A 21,011-nucleotide genomic window follows, 5' to 3' on the forward strand; every position below is an offset into this window, starting at 1 on the left:
TATAAACAAAGGAGAGCTTAATAATGAGAAATTGGATTAAGTATCTCATAGTTACTATTATTGTAGCATTGTTAACTAACGGTGGACAGTTGTACTTCTGGAATCACTATATTGACAAAATAAAAACTGACTATGAGAGTGAAATCGAAATTCTATCCTCTACCCTAGAAGATATAGGTGATCTTGTGGATGTATACTCTGTCAGAACAACAGTGACACCTGGCAAAGAAGTTAAACTAGAAGACCTAGAAAAAGTTCAAATACCTGTATCTCTTATTACTGACTCCTATGCACAAGAATCAACAGATGTTGAAAAGAAGTTCTACAAAATAAGTATGAAACCAGGGACACTATTAACTGATGATATGTTAATGAAAGAAGAAATGGATGATACCGTTAGAGAAATGGACCTTATAGCTGATACTTGGTCAGTAGGTTTAGAAGAAGGCAACTATATTGATTATGAAATCACATATCCTTATGGAGAAAAATATATTGTTCTTTCTCATATACGAGTAGAAGCTATTAATGATAGCACTATAAAAACATATCTTAACAGTGTACAGCGACACATATACAACGGTGCCTTAGTTGATTACTTCCTCCAAAGAGATAAAGGAGCTACAGTCAATCTGGTCAAATACTTAGAACCTGGTGTACAAAAACCTGCTGAAATAACATATTCAGTACCTGATAATATTCTATCAATAATAACCGAAGACCCAAATGTAGTAGAAAAAATCAATACTCAATTAAATATGGAAAAAAGAAATATTATCGATAAGGTAATAGATAATGTTTCAGAATTTGATATTTCTACATTATCCGGTGGAAGGAAACGAATTGAAAGTGATATCAATGGTGCATCAAGAGATTTCTCTGATGAATTAGAGAAAAAATTAGAGGAAGAGGCAAAAGCAGCAAGAAAGCAAAAATATGAAAATAATGATAGCAGTACAGACAATACACAATCTGGACTAAATATTGGGGAAGGAGTTGTTGAATAGTGACTATAGGTGTTCTAGGTTTTACAGATAAAAGACCTATCCTCTATCCACTCGTAAAACTTCTAGAAGCTACCGGAGATGTGATAGTAATTACAGATGACCGTCACTTCAAACGGTTGATAGAAGATTACTCCTCATTGGGTCACCTAGGTAACATAATGATATGTGTCACTGATGCAACTCCTGATGAGGTGTGGGAAGAAATAGAATTAGAAGCAGATGACTTCGACCATGTAATATTTGATCTTAGGGATACGATACATGAAGATATTCAACTCTATATTCATGTAAAAGGATCAGATTTTGAGGATGGCGAAGAAGATCTTCTAGAATGTATTGATGAATACACAGAATTCAAACTTATGTATGATGGTAAAACTGATAAAGCAAAAGATACTATCAACATTCCTATAAATCTAAAAATAATATCATCAATAGAGGTATTAGAAAACAAAAAAATTTTACTGCCCTCACCTAGTAATAAAGTCAACATGGAATTAGCTAAATTATTAGCACCACATCTTGATATTAAAACAAAAGATGCTTTAAAGATACTTAAGAGGGGGTGGCAAGCATGAAAGTAGCTGTTTATTCACCAGTAAGAAGACAAGGCTGCACTACTCTAAGTGTCCTTTTAGGTTCTGCTATAGCTCAGATCTCCAATATGAAGGTATGCCTTACTTATACAGGAACAGAGTCAGACTCTTATAACATCGCTCTGGGACTTAATCAGATTGAAGACAGAACCAAATCTCTTACACAGGTAATTAGAATGCTGGAAGCTAACAGTATAACTGGTAAAGAAGTTAATGACTATCTTACCCCCCTTACTGATAACCTTGACATCATGCAAACATCAAGTGACTACATAACCACAGAAGAAAGCGGCAAGTTATTAACTTTTGTATTAAACAATCTTACTCATGAATTAATACTAACCGAAATCAATTCTGAACCTTATGAAGATAGTACCAAAGCAATTCTATCAAATGCTGATATAGTTGTTGTCCTTCTATCTCAAGGAATGGATGTAATAAATAAATATAAGGCTTGGAAAAAGAGTGAATTATTTCCAGACCCTACCAAGGTTGTTTATGCGATGAACTATTATGACCCTAATATCAGCGCACTAAGAGATGTTGCCAAGATTATGGGAATAAAACCTAATAAAATAGTTAAAATAACCAATAATCCATTTATTAAGAAAATGACTAATTTAGGTAGCTTGCATAAACTTATGCCTTACATATATAACAAGGATATAAGGGTCATTAGTCTTAACTCAGATGTTAGAGATCTGTGTTATCTGGTCATGAGTAATCTAGGTATAAAAATAGATTGGGGGAAAAAATAAATGACCAATCTATCCCTAACCCTAGTCTTACTATTAGGGGGCTTCATAGTAGTTGCTGTTTGGTATTACAAAAGTAAAAATGAAAAATCTGATATTGAAAATTATGACGTTATAACTTTTGAGAAACTCTTAGATATTGTGAAATACACTCTGGCAGATTTAATTAAAGAAGAAAATTATACTGGTTTTTCTGATGAAGATTTCAAAGCTTTCTATAAAAGAAAAGCTCGTATTCAACAAGCTATGAATAACTGTGTATATGGTATTGACTCCGCCAAAGTTATAGTACAAGATCTGATACGTTCAGTTATAATGGATGAATTACCTACTATTTCAGATATAAATAATGTATATGACTTCTATTCCAGAACACTAGATCCTAGAGTTAAATTTGAAATATTATTGTATTTTTATAAAAAAAAATATGGAAAAGAAGCTCTTGGCAAATTAATCGATGAATACAAACTAGATAGAGAAAGATTCATCATTGAAGGGAAAAAATCGCCTTCATATGCTATAACTCCTGAAGATATAGATATGATATATGCTACTAAACATTACAAACTAACCTACCCTGTACTAGTCGATTTACTTACTATACTTGTTTATCAGAAATATAAAGGTTTCGGTATTGTGGATACTTTACGTGAAATGGATATAAATGGTTTCAACTGTGGTACATCCGGTTCTATACTTTCCAATCTCAATAAGGATGATAAGGTATTAAAAGCTCCAAGATCCGTTTGGTTATATTTTAAGGGTAAATATATCCATCTAAGATTCTTGACTTTTAACACAGAACAAGAATTGAGACGTGTCATACAGTTGATTTGTAGATATAACAATCCAGGACCTCTTACAGAAAAAAGAGGTTATCTGGTAAATACAATGTATGATAAGTCAAGGGTACTTGCCCTTCGACCTCCAGCAGCAGAATACTGGGCAGTTTTTGTTCGTAAATTCTCACTTAATGATGTATCTCTTAGAACCCTTATTGAAAAATCATATGTACATAATTCTACAATAGTGATTGAACTTCTAGAATACCTGATGATGGGACAAGTAACTTGTGGTATTACAGGACGTCAAGGTTCAGGTAAAACTACTCTGATGACTGCTTTGATAGAATTTATAGACCCAAAATATACAATACGTGTTCTGGAAATGGCACCTGAGATGTATCTTCGTGAATTATATCCAGAAAGAAATATACTCTCTGTACAAGAAACAGAATTTGTTAGCGCCTCTGAACTTCAAGACGCACTGAAAAAATCAGATGCCGCTGTATCAATAGTAGGTGAGGTTGCAACAGACCCGATAGCTGCTCGTATGATTCAAATGGGACAAGTTGCTTCTCTATTCACTATTTTTTCTCACCATGCCAATAGAGCTCCCGACCTTGTTAGGGCTCTTCGTAATTCCCTCGTAAATGCTGGTGGTTTTACCTCTATGGTTACAGCTGAGCAACAGGTCATAGATATAGTACGTATTGATGTTCACTTAAACTATACAACAGATGGTAAACGTTACATTGAACGTATATCAGAGATTATTAAATTAGACGAAGGTATCCCCTACCCTAATTACAATAAAGATAATCCTTTACATTCAATGAATGCGATTACCAAAGAATATTATACACGTATCACCGACAGGCAGACATTTACTACACGAGACATACTGAAATATGATATAGCAACAGATACATATGTTGCATTGGAATGGTTTACTCCTGAACTTACTAACTACATTATGAATTGTATACCAAAAGATAAACGTATTGGTTTTGCTAGATTTGTCCAGGAAAACTGGGAGGTGTAATTAATCATGAATACGATGTTATTAACTCCTATTCTTGTATGTATTCTAGGTATAGTAGCAATTGTACTAATAGTAATTAAGGACAAAAAATCTAGAGGTAAGAAAACCAAGAACTACAAATTCTATAATAAAATGTTCATAAGATACGATAACTTCTTCATAACCAGAAATGGTATCAGAAGACTATATTATAGAATAGCAGGTCTATCTGTTTACACGAAAAGAGAAATAATAGTAACTTCTGTAAGACTTTATTCCATGTCCATTGGTGTTTTCTGGGGTATCAACTTACTTGGAATCATAGTTTTCAAAGATGTCTTTACTTCTCTTCTACTATTGATGTTTTCTTTTATCGTCAAAACAATCTTGGTAGATAAACAAATAAACCACATACACTTTAAGCTATTGCAACAATTATTAGATGCCCTATCTTCAATAAGGCAATGTTACCTTAGATTAGGAGTCATTCCTGATTCTATAGCAGAAGCTAATGTAGGTCCACTATTGAAACATGCATTTGAAGACATATACCTTATACTAACAGCTGCAGATGGTGAAAGAAGACTTGAAGAATTCTATGCATCAACCCCATTCAAACTACTTCAGACTTTTTCAGGAGTATGTTATATACTAAACAATTCAGGTGATAGTAAACTATCAAATGGTTCATCAAACTTCATTCAAGCAATGGGCATGATGCACTCTGAAGTACAGATGGAAATACAGAGACTAACATTACAAAGAGCCAAATTTGGTGTCCTTGAATATCTTCCTGTAATTCCCCTTGTAACACTTAAATTCATAGAATCCTTTTTCATAAGTCAGATACCTGGAACTGCTACTATATATCATGGTCCTCTAGGTTATATATCAAAAGTGTTGATATTTCTATCTTCGATTATTGGTTATATAACCATTACTAAAATCAACAGTCCTATGGTTATCAAAAAAGATGATAGAAATATAATCATTGATAAGATTATCAAGAATAAAACCTTTGAATCTATTGTGAAAGACTTTATACCAAAAAAATCAAGACCACTCAAGAAGAAAAAATATTTGCTAGAAAAATCTATGTCAAGTAAAGACATAGTATATCTATATGCAAGCAAGTTGATATGCTCTCTTTTGGCTTTTACATTAAGCCTATTCTTCATATATTTCTCAATAGAACTGGGAAAGGATTTTATTCTCACCAACGTCAGAGAAGTTTCTCTGGTAGCAGGTGAAAATCTAGATGAACATGATATTGAAATAAGGCAGGAAATGGATGATGTGTACTTAAACAACCATCCTATGTTGAATACCAACAAAACTAGAGATTTTGTTAATACATATCTTCCAGAATTACAAGAATATGATAAACAAGCTCAAATAGAAAGGCTTCAATCAAAATACAAGTCATATAATAACACCTTTTTCAAATGGTGGATGATATTGATATGTTATGCATTAGCAGTATTAGCCTGGAGAATACCTGAGCTGCTACTAAGGGCACGAATATGGTTATTAAAAACAGAAGCCGAAGAAGATGTATTACAATTGCAGACTATAATCACTATACTCATGAATACATCTACTGACACTATGCAGACATTGTACTGGCTACAACGTCAGTCACGTGTTCATAGAAATATACTTATAGATGCATATCATGAATACCCTTCGGACCCTGAAATGGCACTACACAAACTAAAAAGTAAAGTTACTGTACCTGAATTCAAGAGAATAGTTGATAAATTAATACTTACAATACATCAAATATCTCTCGCTGATGCTTTCAGTGACTTGATATCTGAAAGAGAGCATCTCGTTAGAATCAGAGAAATAACACAACAAGCTACTTTAAAGAAAAAACGTTCATTTGTTAGTCCCCTATCCATGGCACCACTATTATTAACTACAGCCCTATATATATTGATGCCTTTAGGGATACTAGGCATAAAAGAGTTCATGTATGCTCTTGAAGAATTCGGAAAACTTAAAATGTAAGGAGGCACAAAAAGATGAAATGCAGTACAAGTATTGTGACACTATCTCCTAATCGAGAAATATATAGAGAAATAAAAAATGAGACTTTTTATCTTTCAAAAGTTATAATGCAGGGCATTGAAATACCTGCTGTAGGTTCTGAACATATTCTTGGTAATCTCCAAGGACGTGTGGAAGTAAAATATTATCTTCGTTCAGAGACAATTAAAGATAACAAACTTTTTACTTTTATGAATATAATCACTGCAAAACAGGTCATGGATGATAGTCCTGAAACCAATTGTATTCAAGTTGGAGGTTATGTTGTTAAAACAAAAGGCCTATTAATAAAAAGTAACACTTGTCTAGAAGTCTTACCTTTTATAGTGAAATATAAATCTTATGACGGTAATTACAATGTAGCACACTGTGTTGCTAAAGGAGCTAAAGCTAGAGAACTAGCTAAGATTAAAAAAGGTGATATCGTCGAGGTCACAGGAAAATTCAAAAAAGAACACAACACACTAGAAATACTAGTTGAAGAAGTAGATTTTTACAGATCTTATAATAAATTAAAAATCAGCTAATATAAGCTCACATGCAATATCAAATAAAAAAAATGACAAGTGGACCAAGGGTCCAATGAAAAGGGAGGAATATTACTCATGGAAGGTGAAATGGGTACTGGCGCAAGAATTGCCATCGCACTTATCGTTCTAGGAGTACTAATATCAGTAGTATTCACAATTTTAAGTTTTACACGTAACACAACTAATCAAGGTATCACAACAGTTCAAAACTCACTTGAATCAATGCAACTAGCTTCATTTGACGACTATGACCAACAGATGTTATCAGGAACACAAGTATTATCAGCACTTAAATTGTTTGAAGGAAGACCTGTTGGTATGATAGTTAGAACTGCCAAGCTAAGAGGTGATTCTATAAATTATACATCTGATGATGGTTACAATTATGGTGCAATGTTTTCTATTTGTAAAGGCGAGAGTGAAGACTATAAAATAACTGAGGATATATCTAAAGATGATGATAGCTCTTGGTATAAGTTAGACCTAGAGACTGGCTCTTCTGGATCAATGACCTACAATATGAATTACATAGATGCCAAAAAAACTGGAACAGATGCATACATTAGACCTACCGCCAAATTCCTTGCTGAACTCATAAAAGATTCAACAGGAACTATAGTAGGAATTTGTTTCACACAACAATAATAAACTAAAGTCCTTAGATATCTGATATCTAAGGACTTTTTTTAATATTTATAGGAGGTGAACATGCATAAATGGATGAATGGAGTAAGGCCATATGGATATTTGTTGAACTCATGATATCATCACTTATACTCATATCTATGGTAGTACTTGCAAGAATGTCAGGTGATGTAGGTAGAATTCAACAAAGTGAAATAGACGCGGTAGAATCCACTAAAGAATTTCGAACTTACTTCAAATATGAAGATAATGAAGAAATGTATTCTCAAGATATAATTTCATTAATATTTGAAACAAGAGGATATCCTGAAGTATGGGTTGAAAAAGAAAAAGGTGCTAGTGATGACTTTACGTTCAAATGGAATCCCTCTATTCCAACTAACGATAAGAGATGGGATTTAACACATATATCTGAAAAAATGCTTGAATATGACAATAAATATAAATCTTCTATAGTCAAAAATGCAAATGGAGAAATCAGTAGAATAGAGTTTAGGAGGATTGAGTAATGGAAAATGAAGTTAATTCTATCATGAAACAAGCTGTTATATTAATTGTAATAGGTTTTGTTGTGAGTATCTGTTGGGTAACTGTATCCTTTGGTCAACATCTATACCGAAATTTCAACAACCAAATAACTAATTCTTTATCCTATGCCTACTCATCTGAATTAGATTCTATAATGAATTATACTGGTGACTTGCCTGCAGCCTGTGTTTACTATGCCGCTGAAAAAAACAAAGCATCTGTTGAAAGTATTAGCGGTTACTATAGTTGGCGCGATGAATCAGGCAAGTACAAATCTCAACGTGTACGTTCAATTAAAGATCTAAAAAAATTATTTCAGCATCAAATTAACTGTACCATAACAAAAAGTACCGGAAAATACAGAATTGTTATATATTAATAGGAGGTAAAATATGCATACTGACGATATGATTGATATTGTTACCACAATAGTAATATTAGCTATTTTCATACCTATAACTTTCAAACTTGCACAACCTTTCTATAAAGGAGAATTAGGCGGTTTTGGAATACAAATCGAAAAAACCGCATTGCAAACTCAGGGAGAACTACTACCTAATAAAATAACATTTACTCCTGATGATGTATTACTCATGTTAGCCGTACAAGATGAATATTTCCCTAAGCCAAAAGTTATTGAAATTAATGACAGTGACAGGACTGTCGGCACTGTCATTAACATAGATGATGCATTTTTTATTAATAAAGGAACTGCTTTGAAATCTGCTTTTCTTGCTCTCCCCTCTAATAAAAAAACGAATATGAAGATAAAACTTCATGTAAGAGAGTACAAAGAGGGTTATAAGGACTATAATCTAAGAAAGTGGGTGATTAATCGTGAGTGATTTCGTAAACAGAATCATAGGACTATTCCTAGTTTTCATACTTTTAGTTTTAGCACCACTTTTAATACAGTCATTAAGCAGAGATTTAACCATAAAAAGATCAATATTAAGTGAAATGACTAATTTTATTGACAAAGTTACAGATACTGGTCAAATAAGCGAATTGGAAATAACTGATTTCTATACTGGTTGTTCTTCATATGGAGCTATAGTAGATGTACAGATAAAACACTATATGAGAATAATAAACCCAGATGGTAAAGGAAGTACGTATTGCACATACGTTCTTAGTGATAAGTTAACCAATTGGGATCAAGGTGATATTATAGAAGTTGATGTAAATGCTATTGATTATACTGGAGCTCAAAAAATATCTGCCTACTTTAATAAAATCTCTACACCAAAACTGAACTTTCAGCTAGCAGGGATGATAAGATAATACACATGTTAGGAGGTTATATATTTTGAAAAGAACAGGCATAGCTATATTAATATGCTTATATTTCGTAGGCGGATTAATTATATTTTTCTTTAGATACATAGAACGAGATCTACAAGAATTTGAACAATTAAGATTATCATACGCTGTTGATTATGCTTCTGATGCAGCCATATGGGAACTTCTTAACTCAAGAGACCTCTCCATGGACTACTCAGATTTTAATTATTTGAGTGCAGACCCAAATCTTGCATTAGATACTTTCATAGATGTTTTTTCCGCCAATTATGGCATGAACTTTGATAAAAACAATTTAGATCATATTAAAATGAATTTTATACCTGTATTTGTAGTCGCTATGTATGATGGTTACTATATGGCGACACTAAAGGTAGTAAGCAATAATCTTAATTATCCAGAAAATGGAATATCAAATGCTGATTGGGACCTGAAATTCGGTCCTAAAATGCCTTACATATATAAAAACAATGCCACTTACGCCCTTAATATGAGCGGTGAAAGTGCTCTTAAGATAGAAGAAGATGAAAAAACTAAAGAACCTTGGCTAACTAAAATTGAAGGTCTACCTGTTGGTATCAAATCAAAAAAGGCAAACTTAAGTGAAATAAATAAAATTATCTCTGCCAACATTTCATATACAATCAATCAAATAAATGAAACCAATACTAAATGGGCTAATACATTCTATATACCTAGTAGTCTAACTACTTATTCTGGTGTTAACCCTATAGAAGGTCCTTCAGTAATAGCTCTAGTACAGAATGTTGACCTAGCGACTACTAAGCCAATCTCCTCTTTCAGTGTTGCTGGTTCTAAATTAGAGAAATCACGAATGGTAGCAGGTTATACTAGAGAAGGAATTAAATATTACTGCTATGTAGATAATCTCCCCTCTTCCATTAAAGCTGAGAACCTTTTTCCTAATGTAAAGGAAGCCGCTAAAGAGGGGTATTATTACGATGTAAGATATATGGATTGACGTTATGTATTTAAAATATTCAATTTTCTTATTGTATACTTTCAATAACTAAATAACTAATTACATACAATTAAAGATAAAATACCATTATATATTTTTAATGGTATATATTTGAAACAATGTATTTAATATGATATATTATAATAAGTCCAAAAATTTAAACAATACTATACACTACCATAATTTAATTAGTACTAGGAGTTAATATTATGAGTTAATTATTATCTACTATGTATTAGTGTTTTATAAGTGTATAAACATGATGTAAATCACCTGAATTTAATTTCAGGATAAGAATATTTTAAATCATACATTTCAGAGGAGAGGTTTTTTATGAAGAAAATAGTAACTTTATTAATGATGGTAACTTTATTAATATCAGGATTTAATATTAATGTAAATGCAGGACAATATCAACAGCAACCATCTGACTGGGCAGCTGAAGGTGTTAATCAAGCTATTGCAGATGGTTTAGTTCCAGAGGAAATTCAGTGTGATTATAATAAACCTATAACTAGAAGAGAATTTGCTACTCTAATGGTAACTGCTATATTTACTGGTTTTAATAAATATAATGAAGGTTATCAAGAGGTTACTAAACTAGGTTGGGAATTTCGAACACTTACATTAGATAATTTCTTAGAAAAAGTTGAATCAGATATTAAATTCACTGATATAGATGATAAGTATATTGATGTCGCCAGTAGACTTGGTATTGTCAATGGTCTGGGTGATGGAACTTTCAAACCAGATGATTATATAACCAGAGCTGAAGCAGCTGTTATGTTTACTAATTATACCCAGGATATAAGAAACGGTAACCCTGTTAGAGGAACTAAAGAATTAGAAGATTTTTATTTAGTACCAGATTGGGCAAAAGATGCTGTATCTATGGCTTATTCTGCTGATTATATAAAGGGTACCAGAAAAGTAATCTACGGTATGGATGTTTTTGATATAAAGCAAAAGGCTTTGTTTAGTCCATTAGATAATATAACTAGAGAACAATCTATCTTAGTAGTATCTAGATTACAAGAATATGGAGTATTCAGATGTATAGTTTTAGAAGGGTTTGTTATAATCTATATGGATGATTTATTTGGTGGATTTTTCGTAACAGATAATGAAGTTAGAGCAAAAGCTAATACTTATGACAATAAATACGATGCTATGATTATGTACATTATGCCTGGATCATCCATGGAACTATTTAAAACCAAATATCCATCAGGAAAATTAGGAGATTCAGTATTAGGTCCATCTACAGTAAATCAGACTCTAGATAACGAAGAGTACATTCAAAATTTTCTAGATGGGAAACATACCATTTATGATTTTGGAATAGTAACTGTTGAACATAATCCATCAAAAGAATATTTCTCTATTATAAAACATAATGTTGAATATGGTTATATAGTAGGTGGCTGTGATACTACCTATTATTATGATAAAGCTAATAGATTACCAGTAGAATTAATAGAAATAAGATAAGGAAAACATATTAATTATTAACTTTCAATATTAACTGGCATTTTAACGATATCTAATATTGAAATTCTAATTCCATTAACTACAGAAAAAAGTTGTTCATGAAAGAGGAGAGGTTTTTTATGAAGAAAATAGTAACTTTATTAATGATGGTAACTTTATTAATATCAGGATTTAATATTAATGTAAATGCAGGACAGTATCAACAGCAACCATCTGATTGGGCGGCTGAAGGTGTTAACCAAGCTATTGCAGATGGTTTAGTTCCAGAGGAAATTCAAGGTGATTATAATAAACCTATAACTAGAAGAGAATTTGCTACTCTAATGGTAACTGCTATATTTACTGGTTTTAATAAATATAATGAAGGTTATGAAGAACTTACTAAACTAGGCTGGGAATTTCGAACACTTACATTAGATAATTTCTTAGAAAAAGTTGAATCAGATATTAAATTCACTGATATAGATGATAAGTATATTGATGTCGCCAGTAGACTTGGTATTGTCAATGGTTTGGGTGATGGAACTTTCAAACCAGATAATTATATAACTAGAGCTGAAGCAGCTGTTATGTTTACTAATTATACCCAAGTTATACGATCTGGAGACCCTGTAAGTGGACCAATAGAGATAGAAGACTTTTATTTGGTACCTGATTGGGCGAAAGATGGTGTATCTATGGCTTATACAGTTGATTTTATTAAGGGTACCAGACAAGTAATATATGGTATGAGTACACTGGATATTAAGCAAAAGGCATTATTTAGTCCATTAGATAATATAACCAGAGAGCAAGCTATATTAGTAGTCTCTAGACTTCAAGAATATGGAGTATTTAGATGTATAGTTCTAGAAGGGTTTGTTACAATCTATATGGACAATTTATTTGGTGGATTTTTTGTAACAGATAATGAAGTTAGAGTAAAAGCTAATGCATATGATAATAAGTATGCAGGAATGAATATGTACATTATGCATGGTTCACCCATGGAACAATTCAAACATAAATATCCATCAGGAAAATTAGGAGACTTAGTATTAGGTCCATCTACAGTAAATCAGACTCTAGATAACGCAGAATATATACAAAACTTTCTAGATGGAAAACATACTATTTATGATTTTGGTATAGTAACTGTAGAACATAATCCATCAAAAGAATATTTTTCAATTATAAAACATAATATGAATTATGGCTACATTATAGGCGGAAGTGATACTACCTATTATTTTGATAAAGATAATACTAGATTACCAGTAGAATTACTAGAGATAAGATAAGAAAGGATGATATTAATTGAAAAAAGTAATTTCCATATTACTTTGCATTTTAATGATATTCAGTATATATATTCCAATACCAGTAAATGCTGAAAGAGTTGTTGGTGAAATTGGAAGACTTAGTTGTGGTGGAGAAATTGGGCTGGAAGGAGGTGCAAGTTCTACACCTAATTTTCGTATAGGTATAATATCAGAAGATTTTGACCCTCCTTTAGAATATGGTACCGAAAAAAATGTTGATAAACAAATAGCAGCACATTATAAAAACCATTTTTTGAACTTACAAAATTCTATAATAATAGTCCCTAAAAAAAATCAAGTAAATAAAAGCCATATAAAAGTAGGCTGGTGTGAAGCATCATCTGGCGATCTATTATATGTTAATCCTACAGATATAGATAAAAAAGTAAGGTTCATTGATACTTCTAATATAAAAACAGGTTATGATATATTCTTTTATCAACTAATGGGATTAGTAAAAGATAATGATATCTCTACAATAGGTACCCATTGGAAAGATATTTATAGTAATACTGATGATGTTGAAAAACAATGTTTAGGTATTATGAATTATATATTTTATCAATGGGATAATCTTTCAAAAGATTCTATTATACAAAAAATAAACGATATATGTCATTATCATGGTAGAGTTATAGATATAGAAGAAAAAATTAAAAATAATGCTGGATATATTCAAATGCTTATGATATTATACGCCTTAGTTCCAGATGGATCCAAAGCCATATATGAAGATGCAATAAATAGATACATAAACTTTGTAAATTTGGACAATAAACCCGTACTTATAGGTATAGACACTGTTGCAACGTTTACATCAAAAGCATGGGGAAGTGATAACTTACTTTTACCAGCAACTGAATATATTGAATACTCAGCAGGGATAACAGAAGCAAATAGTCTAACAAAAACAACAAACAATTTTTTTGCTAATACTGATCCTATAATGTATAGGCACCAAGAAGAAATAATATTAAAAGCGGCTAAAAATTCTATGGTACAACAGCCAGATAGATATAGATGTTCTAGTTTAGTAGGTACACCACATGATACTACAGCTCTAGCCTGGGGAGCTGCATTAGTATATGGACATTCACATTATCTAAAAACTCATAAAAAAGATCCGTACTTTAAAGATTTGAGTAAAGGGAAAAAAACAGTAGGTATTATGGAGTACTTACAATTAGTAAAAGATAAATATGAGGGATTCGTTGTAGCAACAATAATCAATTTATCTCCCCCTCCTCTTCGCCCTTCTGGGAAATTTGGTGTTAGTGTTGATAACCCTTATGTTTTATTAGATGCTCACTCTACTACTATCAATCAAAAAGATCCTGTCAATTTAACAGGAATGATAACTAAAGAAGAAGAAGAGATATGGAATAAAGTAACTTATGAAAAAGGATATCCCAAAATAAAAGTAGGACTAACTTCAAACATGACAAGTACCATTGTCACAAGAAATACTACTGAAAATGCTGGTAAAGGGAAAAAACTACAGTCTAGTCAAGTTACAGGTGACGATAAAACCTGGGATAACATATCCAAAGACAATCTAATGAATTTTTTGAAAGGTGAAAAACCTATAACATTTACCCATGATTTAATTAATCAAAAAATAGATGAAGGTGAAATTCAAACTTATGAATATACTGGGAATATACAGGTTAAGACAGGACCTGAAGATGAAGATATAGTAACACTAACAGGAGATCCTGCTATCGCTACTAAAAAATATGAAAATGCTCTAATACCACTCCCAGTAATTAGATCTTATTCTTCATTACCATCTTACTGGTCAGAAATAAAACAAGGTAGTCCATATCATGAAAGTTTTGAAGCGATGGCTGGAGTTCCTACTACAGAAAAATTATATTTTGCTTCAGGTGGATCAGAGTTTATTGTAGATGTAACTTTAGAGTATTGCGAAAATCAAGAAGCAACTAGAAAATATAAATCATACTTTACTGGGGTACCTAGTGAGTTCAAAGAAGGAGATCAAGCTGGAAATTACGAAGTAGGCGGTTTTACATTTAATGCACATGAAGGAGGATCTTATACTAAGACATGGTCGGACTCTATCCCTTGGACCGGAACTCATTCAGCTAGTGGATGGCATGGTGGTGGTGTAAAGGATAAGTGGAATTATAACAAGCAAAAAGCAGCACATGCAGAAGCTAAAGCATACGCAGCTAAAGTTAATGGAACTGTAATTTCTCATACAGCAGCTAGTGATGGTAAAACTAGAAAATTTAGTGATTGGAATGCATCGGTCTCTGGGGGTATCACAGAAGGTTCCGGAGGTTCTTGGACTGATGGTTCTGACCCAGAACCTAGAGTACCGCCATCAGGTAAAAAAGGTGAAGAGGGTTATAATCCAGGTAAACCTGCTAAAAAAGGAGTACCAGCCAAGAGTTCGGCAGGTACAGCAGGACACTATAGCTACTCAGTTACAGTAACTTTACCCGCACATGTAATTTGCGGGCCAGAACATTTAAATGATATGCCTGATATTGTAGATACTTGGACACAAAATATAACATATGATACTTTGAAAATAACTAATGTACAAGTATGGAAAATAGATAAAAGTTGTCTCAATGGTATGAAAAAGATAACAGGGTCTGATGAAATAAAAGCATCTGTAGTTCAAGGAAATCCTAACATTTTTTATAACATAGCCGAGAAAGAAGATTCTAAGAGTGGTAGATTACGTTATAGTATAGAGCCACAACAGCATGATAATGTTATATGGAATGAAGGTCCTAGATCAGATAAATCAAATGGATTAGGAAGAAATACTGTTACTGGTGAGGGAGGTCAAGGACACTCCGCAAGTTATGCAGATGGTATATTATATACTAATAATGCCTATCCTAATGATGGTAATTATTTAGATAATACAGCAGACAGCAAAGATAAAAAAACAATAGAATATGATAAATTCAAAGAAAGACGTGAAACTGAGAATACAGCTACTGTTATCTCAGATTTTTTAATTTTACAGACTTCTTCTGGAGATCAATCTATAATGTATTTTGAGAAAGATTCTGAACCAACCAAAACTCAAGATAACTTTAAAAAAGTTACTATACCATTAAGTAATTTATGGGAAAATAATAATAAATCTGCAAGTGATATGGAACCTGAAGACATTAACATAGGTTCATATAACGGTAAATTCTATAATACTAATTCTAAATATAATGGTAATGGTGGCAATGTAAAAATCAAAACCATATTTGATTCTGACCCGGCACATACTATAGTAAGACCATTAAGACCATATAAAGATCTAAGACTTATGAAAACAGGAATAGATATTATAGATAAAAATAAAAATGACGAATACATTACAGGAAAATCTTCACTATTTTACAAACATATATTATCTATCGGGGATAATAATACTATATACCAAGATAAATATACTAAATTTGGGAAAGGTATTGAGTTCCCAACAAAGTATTCAGATTCACATAATAAAATTAATGATATTGTAATTCACAATCCAGTTTCAACTCAATATGCTATGATTATACCTGAAGACGATAAATATGATCAAAGAACATCTAAATCTAAAATAATAGGTGGTAATCTTGTTCCTGATACAGTAGAGACGGAAACTAAACTTAAGAAAACTCATGAATTACAGAATTTCATCTATAATGGAGATGCAGAAATATCTGATTCTCAAGGTAATATTCTTAATTGGGTAGGTCATCCACTTAATAAAGATGTTACTTATGAAAGTAAAAGCAATGAAATCATCTCCGGAAAAAATTCATTAACTGTAGTGGCAAAATCCAATCTCAATAAAACAGAAAAATATCAATCAACAACTATTGGTATGCCAAACACCGATTATCAAATAACTGCTAAAATAAAAGCTCAAGGGTGTGAAGGTTATCTTTTAGTAGAAGCTTATAATGGCGAAAAGAAATTAAAAGATTGGATTTTCGGTAAAAACCATAGTGGTGGTATCGTTAACATATCAGAAACATTTAAAACACCTTATAATACAGATAAAATAAAAGTTTCTGTAGTTAATGGTGCATCTCGTCCGAATACAGGTTCTAAGGAAATCGTAAGTGCTGATGATATTAGATTAGTCAAAGTAGGCAGTCAATCAGATAGCTGGAAGACTATACCTTATACAGAATATATTAATACGGAAGTAAGTAATTCTAATTATGTAAAACCTTACACTATAGATAATCCAGAATATGTACCTGAAAAGAAAATACCTAATCCAGATTATAAACCTTCTCATAAAGGTGAAACCAAAGTTTTTAATTATACTGGTAGATATAAAACCTATACAGCTCCTGTAACAGGAACCTATACTTTAGAAGTATGGGGAGCTCAAGGTAGTAATGGCTCTGGTGGATTAGGTGGTTACGCAACTGGAAAAGTAGATTTGACTAAAGGCGAAAGACTATATATATACACTGGTGGTTCTAATGGATTCAATGGAGGTGGCTCTGGCCATGGACGTTCAAGTCAATGTGGTGGCGGTGGTACTGACATCAGAAGAAAAGGTAATTCATTAACTAATCGTATAATCGTTGCTGGTGGTGGCGGTGGACGAGGAGATAGAGGTAGTGGATCCTCTGGTAGAGGAGGTTCTGGTGGTGGTACAACTGGAGGTACCGGAGGTGATAGATATGGCTCTCCAGGTCAAGGTGGTTCTCAATCATATGGTGGTTCCGGTGGTGATGAAGGTGGTTCCAGTGGACGTTTAGGTATTGGTGGCTCTAACTATACCGGTGATAATTCCGGCGGTGGCGGCGGTGGTGGCGGCTACTATGGCGGTGGAGCTGGTGGTAACGATCAGCCTGGATGCGATGATAATGATGACTCTGGTGGTGGCGGTGGTTCTGGATACGTAGGTGGTGTATCTAACGGAACAATGAAAACTGGTGTACGAGAAGGTGATGGCGTAGTAAAAATTACTGAACCTAATATTCAAGGTAATTCAGAACCAGAATTCATAATAATACCTGCAAAAGGAGAAAGAACTATTAGAGTTAATAACGCTAATTATATTCCAGCTAGCGATAGTTATGCAGGAGACTGGAGTAAAGGAAAAGTCTCTTTAGGAAATATAGGTATATCCAGCGTTTTATCGACTCACAATAATATCTTGAAAAACACATCATTTGATCATATAACAGATCCATCAGATGTAATGGTATCTAAGAAATATATCTATGTAGTCCATGGAAATTTAGATTGTGTATCTAAATACAATAAAACACCTAATGGAGATATTGGAAACTATATTTCTTCTGGTAACTGGATTAAATATGATTGTATAGATGAACTAAGTACCAAAAATTCATCTGTCCCTGCAGCATATACAGTCTATACTGATTATGAAGATAAAGACCATTTAATTGGTTGGAGTAAATCAAACTCTAACATAATAGATTATGAAATATCTAGTAATAATACATTAACGAATAAAAAAGTTATTAAGCATAATGCAGGAAGTATATCTTGGTATTCAAGAAGTGGATGGGATGGAGATAATTATATTTATTTCTATAATAAAAATAACAATAAACTGTACAAATTTGATTTATTTAGTAAAGAACTAAGTTATTTAACTACTCTAGCGAATGGAAATTCTATAATGTCTTCATCTTACACAGGTAGTGGTTTAATTGTAGACAAAAAGAATAATGAAATATATGGATGTTCTGGTATGAATTCAAGTAATGGTTTATTAGGTATATGGAACTTATCTACGGGTAGATTCAAAGGGAAAATAACTGGAGATATGTTGAAATCAGCAGGGCTTCCAACAATAAGCAATAATACCGGCTCTATCCAATTAAACCCATTAAATAGAAATATAGCCTATTATTTTGGGAACTACCATAATGATATTATTTCACTAGAAATAGTTTTAAGAAATAAAGCAAATTCATATACATCAGCCAAAGGTATACCTTGGATACCAGGACTTTCCCCCACCTCTACATCAAGTAGTGTTATAGAAAACAACCTCTCTACTCCGCCAAAAAATTGGTATGAGATTGTAGAAACAAAGATACCTGCTAATCCTACTATTGAAATACCTGGATTAGGAGATAAGACTGCTGGTAAAATGGTTGTATTAGGCAGAGATTTTGATGTCTATTTCCCTAATGAAGGAGATTTTTATGATGATGGTAGTTATGGTATTGCTCATACGACTACACACCGAGGTAAAGGTTTTGTAGATCATATGGATACCACTAAATGGACGAAAGAAAAGCAAGTTTCTTTTAATTTTGATGTAATATATGAAAATAAAATGTATAGAGTTGGAGAATATATAGATTTAGATGTTGATGAAGATATGTATAACTTTAAAGTTCCTATCTCTAATTCAGAAGCTGTTAGTGCTGAGGTAAACTTTAGAGTACTTGCTAATAATGGTACCTTTATTGATAATAATAAAGATACCAACAAAAAACGTGAGAAAGACTGTTCGGCTTACCATTCGGCTATTAAAAAGTATAATATTGATGTTGTAGGAAGAATAGGAAACTTAGTCATGGAGGACACAACCGATTATCGATTCTCCAATTATTTCAAGAATCCTGTAACTCCTACAAAATGGTTCATTGACAATGTTGTTAAGAAAGTTGACATTGAATCACAAAACAATTATCTAGGAGCTAATGTTAATATCTTTGGAGATCCCATTGACTCAAGACATTATCTCAATACTTTTGGTTCTTTGGATTTCTTACAAGAGAGTCCGAAACAGTTCCCATTAAGTCCATCAGATAATAATATTCAAGCTCTTAAAAAACAACCAACAAGATTAGGATATTATATGTTAATGGACATTGAGACTGTTGGTAACTATTATAATAATATGCAGATTATTCCTTATTATTATAGTTTGAATCTAGATACAGGTGATACATCTCCTGTTGATGTTTATGCCAATGTACAAGGATCTTATCAACCAATAAATATATATGATAATGTAGTCCCTGATTGGAATACTGATTCAGTATATAAGAATTACATTGCACTAGATTGGTTAGATAATTCCGGAAGAAGAAATTATGGTGGAGAAGAAAAAACCATAACAGAATATGTTAAATCCAAAATGATAAGAGTAACAGAAACTGGTGATGCTGTTCCTATTGATATACCTAGAGACAATGGTTATAAATACGGAATTACTCAAATATTACAATTAAAAGAAAGGAATAGAACATTTATAGGTACTACTACTGAGGATGGAGAAGATTTTAACCCAGGAAACAAGATACCTGAGTATGATTATAACAGGCAAGCACAAAGATGGCATTTTAGTGTAGGAGTCCCTTCATCATCTGTATTCGTAGAAGCTGGAAAAGAATTAACAAAAACTAATATGGATAAAGTCATGAACAACAAAACAGTCATATTAGCTACTCTAGATATAAAAGCCTCCGGAAACACTTATGTTTTAGAATATAAACATCCAGAAGGTAATAATACTATTGACATCGTAGGAAAGAAATATAACATATCTTCTATCAAACATAATGTCGTAGGTATATATTCTTCTGAAAAATCTTCTGCTGAAGATTTAGATACATCCGGTACTCATTAATAGATTATACCTATAACAAAAACATTTATTACTCCCCTACCCTTTTGGTAAGGGAGTATAATTAAAAAAAGTATTAAGGAAAATACCTTAATGCCTTTTTTAATTTAGAACTAGAGTAATAAATAATAAAACAATTACTTGATTTTATATGAATTAATTTACCTTATTATTATTATTAAATATTAGACTAATCATTCAATATCTTATATCTATACTAGTGAAATTTAACGGGAAAAAGGTGCTTGTCCTAACCCTTACTTTAACCCAAACAATTAATACAAATTACCATTACTCCTATTCTGTATCATCAGAATATTTTATAGAATTAAAATTTAATACATCTCCCCTATTCCATTACCACTTAATAAATCTATTGTAGTGAATTATTATTATGAATATAAGGAATAGAAATA

General features: G+C 32.2%; 15 protein-coding genes. All 15 read left to right on the plus strand.

The genetic code is table 11. The features are described from left to right. Positions 1 to 23 precede the first annotated feature (23 nt). The 15 genes from QMG30_RS05610 (at position 24) to QMG30_RS05680 (ending at position 20,598) form a co-directional block, all read left to right on the plus strand. On the plus strand, positions 24 to 1,007 hold the full coding sequence (locus QMG30_RS05610; protein WP_281813116.1) for an SAF domain-containing protein: 984 nt from the start codon (positions 24 to 26) through the stop codon (positions 1,005 to 1,007). Continuing rightward, positions 1,007 to 1,585: a hypothetical protein gene (locus tag QMG30_RS05615; RefSeq protein ID WP_281813118.1), complete on the plus strand. Its 579-nt coding sequence runs from the start codon at positions 1,007 to 1,009 to the stop codon at positions 1,583 to 1,585. The genes QMG30_RS05610 and QMG30_RS05615 overlap by 1 nt, the downstream gene beginning before the upstream one ends. Then, positions 1,582 to 2,361 carry a CpaE/TadZ family protein gene (locus QMG30_RS05620; protein WP_281813121.1) on the plus strand — a complete coding sequence of 260 codons (780 nt, stop codon included), beginning with the start codon at positions 1,582 to 1,584 and terminating at the stop codon, positions 2,359 to 2,361. Before QMG30_RS05615 ends, QMG30_RS05620 begins: the two co-directional genes overlap by 4 nt. Further along, positions 2,362 to 4,182, plus strand: a complete 1,821-nt coding sequence (locus QMG30_RS05625; protein ID WP_281813123.1) for an ATPase, T2SS/T4P/T4SS family — start codon at positions 2,362 to 2,364, stop codon at positions 4,180 to 4,182. Between the two features lie 6 nt (positions 4,183 to 4,188). Further along, the gene (locus QMG30_RS05630; RefSeq protein WP_281813126.1) at positions 4,189 to 6,174 is read left to right on the plus strand and encodes a hypothetical protein; all 1,986 of its coding nucleotides are present in this window, start codon (positions 4,189 to 4,191) and stop codon (positions 6,172 to 6,174) included. Between the two features lie 14 nt (positions 6,175 to 6,188). Beyond that, entirely contained in the window at positions 6,189 to 6,740 is a 552-nt protein-coding gene (locus tag QMG30_RS05635; RefSeq protein ID WP_281813128.1) for a hypothetical protein, read from the plus strand. Between the two features lie 78 nt (positions 6,741 to 6,818). After that, a complete protein-coding gene (locus QMG30_RS05640) occupies positions 6,819 to 7,388 on the plus strand; it encodes a hypothetical protein (protein WP_281813131.1) in 570 nt (189 codons plus the stop codon). A gap of 71 nt (positions 7,389 to 7,459) precedes the next feature. Further along, positions 7,460 to 7,897, plus strand: coding sequence for a hypothetical protein (locus QMG30_RS05645; protein ID WP_281813133.1), 438 nt, complete (start codon positions 7,460 to 7,462; stop codon positions 7,895 to 7,897). Next, a complete protein-coding gene (locus tag QMG30_RS05650) occupies positions 7,897 to 8,295 on the plus strand; it encodes a hypothetical protein (RefSeq protein WP_281813135.1) in 399 nt (132 codons plus the stop codon). Before QMG30_RS05645 ends, QMG30_RS05650 begins: the two co-directional genes overlap by 1 nt. A gap of 13 nt (positions 8,296 to 8,308) precedes the next feature. Beyond that, complete coding sequence (locus QMG30_RS05655) at positions 8,309 to 8,761, plus strand: hypothetical protein (protein WP_281813137.1); 453 nt, start codon at positions 8,309 to 8,311, stop codon at positions 8,759 to 8,761. Further along, a complete protein-coding gene (locus tag QMG30_RS05660; RefSeq protein WP_281813139.1) occupies positions 8,754 to 9,200 on the plus strand; it encodes a hypothetical protein in 447 nt (148 codons plus the stop codon). The genes QMG30_RS05655 and QMG30_RS05660 overlap by 8 nt, the downstream gene beginning before the upstream one ends. Before the next feature lie 25 nt (positions 9,201 to 9,225). Next, entirely contained in the window at positions 9,226 to 10,200 is a 975-nt protein-coding gene (locus tag QMG30_RS05665) for a hypothetical protein (protein ID WP_281813141.1), read from the plus strand. A 333-nt stretch (positions 10,201 to 10,533) separates the two neighbouring features. After that, complete coding sequence (locus QMG30_RS05670; RefSeq protein ID WP_281813143.1) at positions 10,534 to 11,691, plus strand: S-layer homology domain-containing protein; 1,158 nt, start codon at positions 10,534 to 10,536, stop codon at positions 11,689 to 11,691. A gap of 119 nt (positions 11,692 to 11,810) precedes the next feature. Beyond that, positions 11,811 to 12,971 carry an S-layer homology domain-containing protein gene (locus QMG30_RS05675; protein ID WP_281813146.1) on the plus strand — a complete coding sequence of 387 codons (1,161 nt, stop codon included), beginning with the start codon at positions 11,811 to 11,813 and terminating at the stop codon, positions 12,969 to 12,971. A 16-nt stretch (positions 12,972 to 12,987) separates the two neighbouring features. After that, positions 12,988 to 20,598 (plus strand): glycine rich domain-containing protein, encoded by a 7,611-nt coding sequence (locus tag QMG30_RS05680; RefSeq protein WP_281813148.1) that lies wholly within the window; start codon positions 12,988 to 12,990, stop codon positions 20,596 to 20,598. Positions 20,599 to 21,011: the final 413 nt, after the last annotated feature.

The organism is Vallitalea longa (assembly GCF_027923465.1).
Classification (GTDB): domain Bacteria; phylum Bacillota; class Clostridia; order Lachnospirales; family Vallitaleaceae; genus Vallitalea; species Vallitalea longa.

Bases quoted from the DNA above. Each gene is read 5' to 3' on its own strand.
- QMG30_RS05610 (WP_281813116.1), top strand. From the start codon at position 24: ATGAGAAATTGGATTAAGTATCTCATAGTTACTATTATTGTAGCATTG.
- QMG30_RS05620 (WP_281813121.1), top strand. From the start codon at position 1,582: ATGAAAGTAGCTGTTTATTCACCAGTAAGAAGACAAGGCTGCACTACT.
- QMG30_RS05625 (WP_281813123.1), top strand. From the start codon at position 2,362: ATGACCAATCTATCCCTAACCCTAGTCTTACTATTAGGGGGCTTCATA.
- QMG30_RS05630 (WP_281813126.1), top strand. From the start codon at position 4,189: ATGAATACGATGTTATTAACTCCTATTCTTGTATGTATTCTAGGTATA.
- QMG30_RS05635 (WP_281813128.1), top strand. From the start codon at position 6,189: ATGAAATGCAGTACAAGTATTGTGACACTATCTCCTAATCGAGAAATA.
- QMG30_RS05640 (WP_281813131.1), top strand. From the start codon at position 6,819: ATGGAAGGTGAAATGGGTACTGGCGCAAGAATTGCCATCGCACTTATC.
- QMG30_RS05645 (WP_281813133.1), top strand. From the start codon at position 7,460: ATGGATGAATGGAGTAAGGCCATATGGATATTTGTTGAACTCATGATA.
- QMG30_RS05650 (WP_281813135.1), top strand. From the start codon at position 7,897: ATGGAAAATGAAGTTAATTCTATCATGAAACAAGCTGTTATATTAATT.
- QMG30_RS05655 (WP_281813137.1), top strand. From the start codon at position 8,309: ATGCATACTGACGATATGATTGATATTGTTACCACAATAGTAATATTA.
- QMG30_RS05670 (WP_281813143.1), top strand. From the start codon at position 10,534: ATGAAGAAAATAGTAACTTTATTAATGATGGTAACTTTATTAATATCA.
- QMG30_RS05675 (WP_281813146.1), top strand. From the start codon at position 11,811: ATGAAGAAAATAGTAACTTTATTAATGATGGTAACTTTATTAATATCA.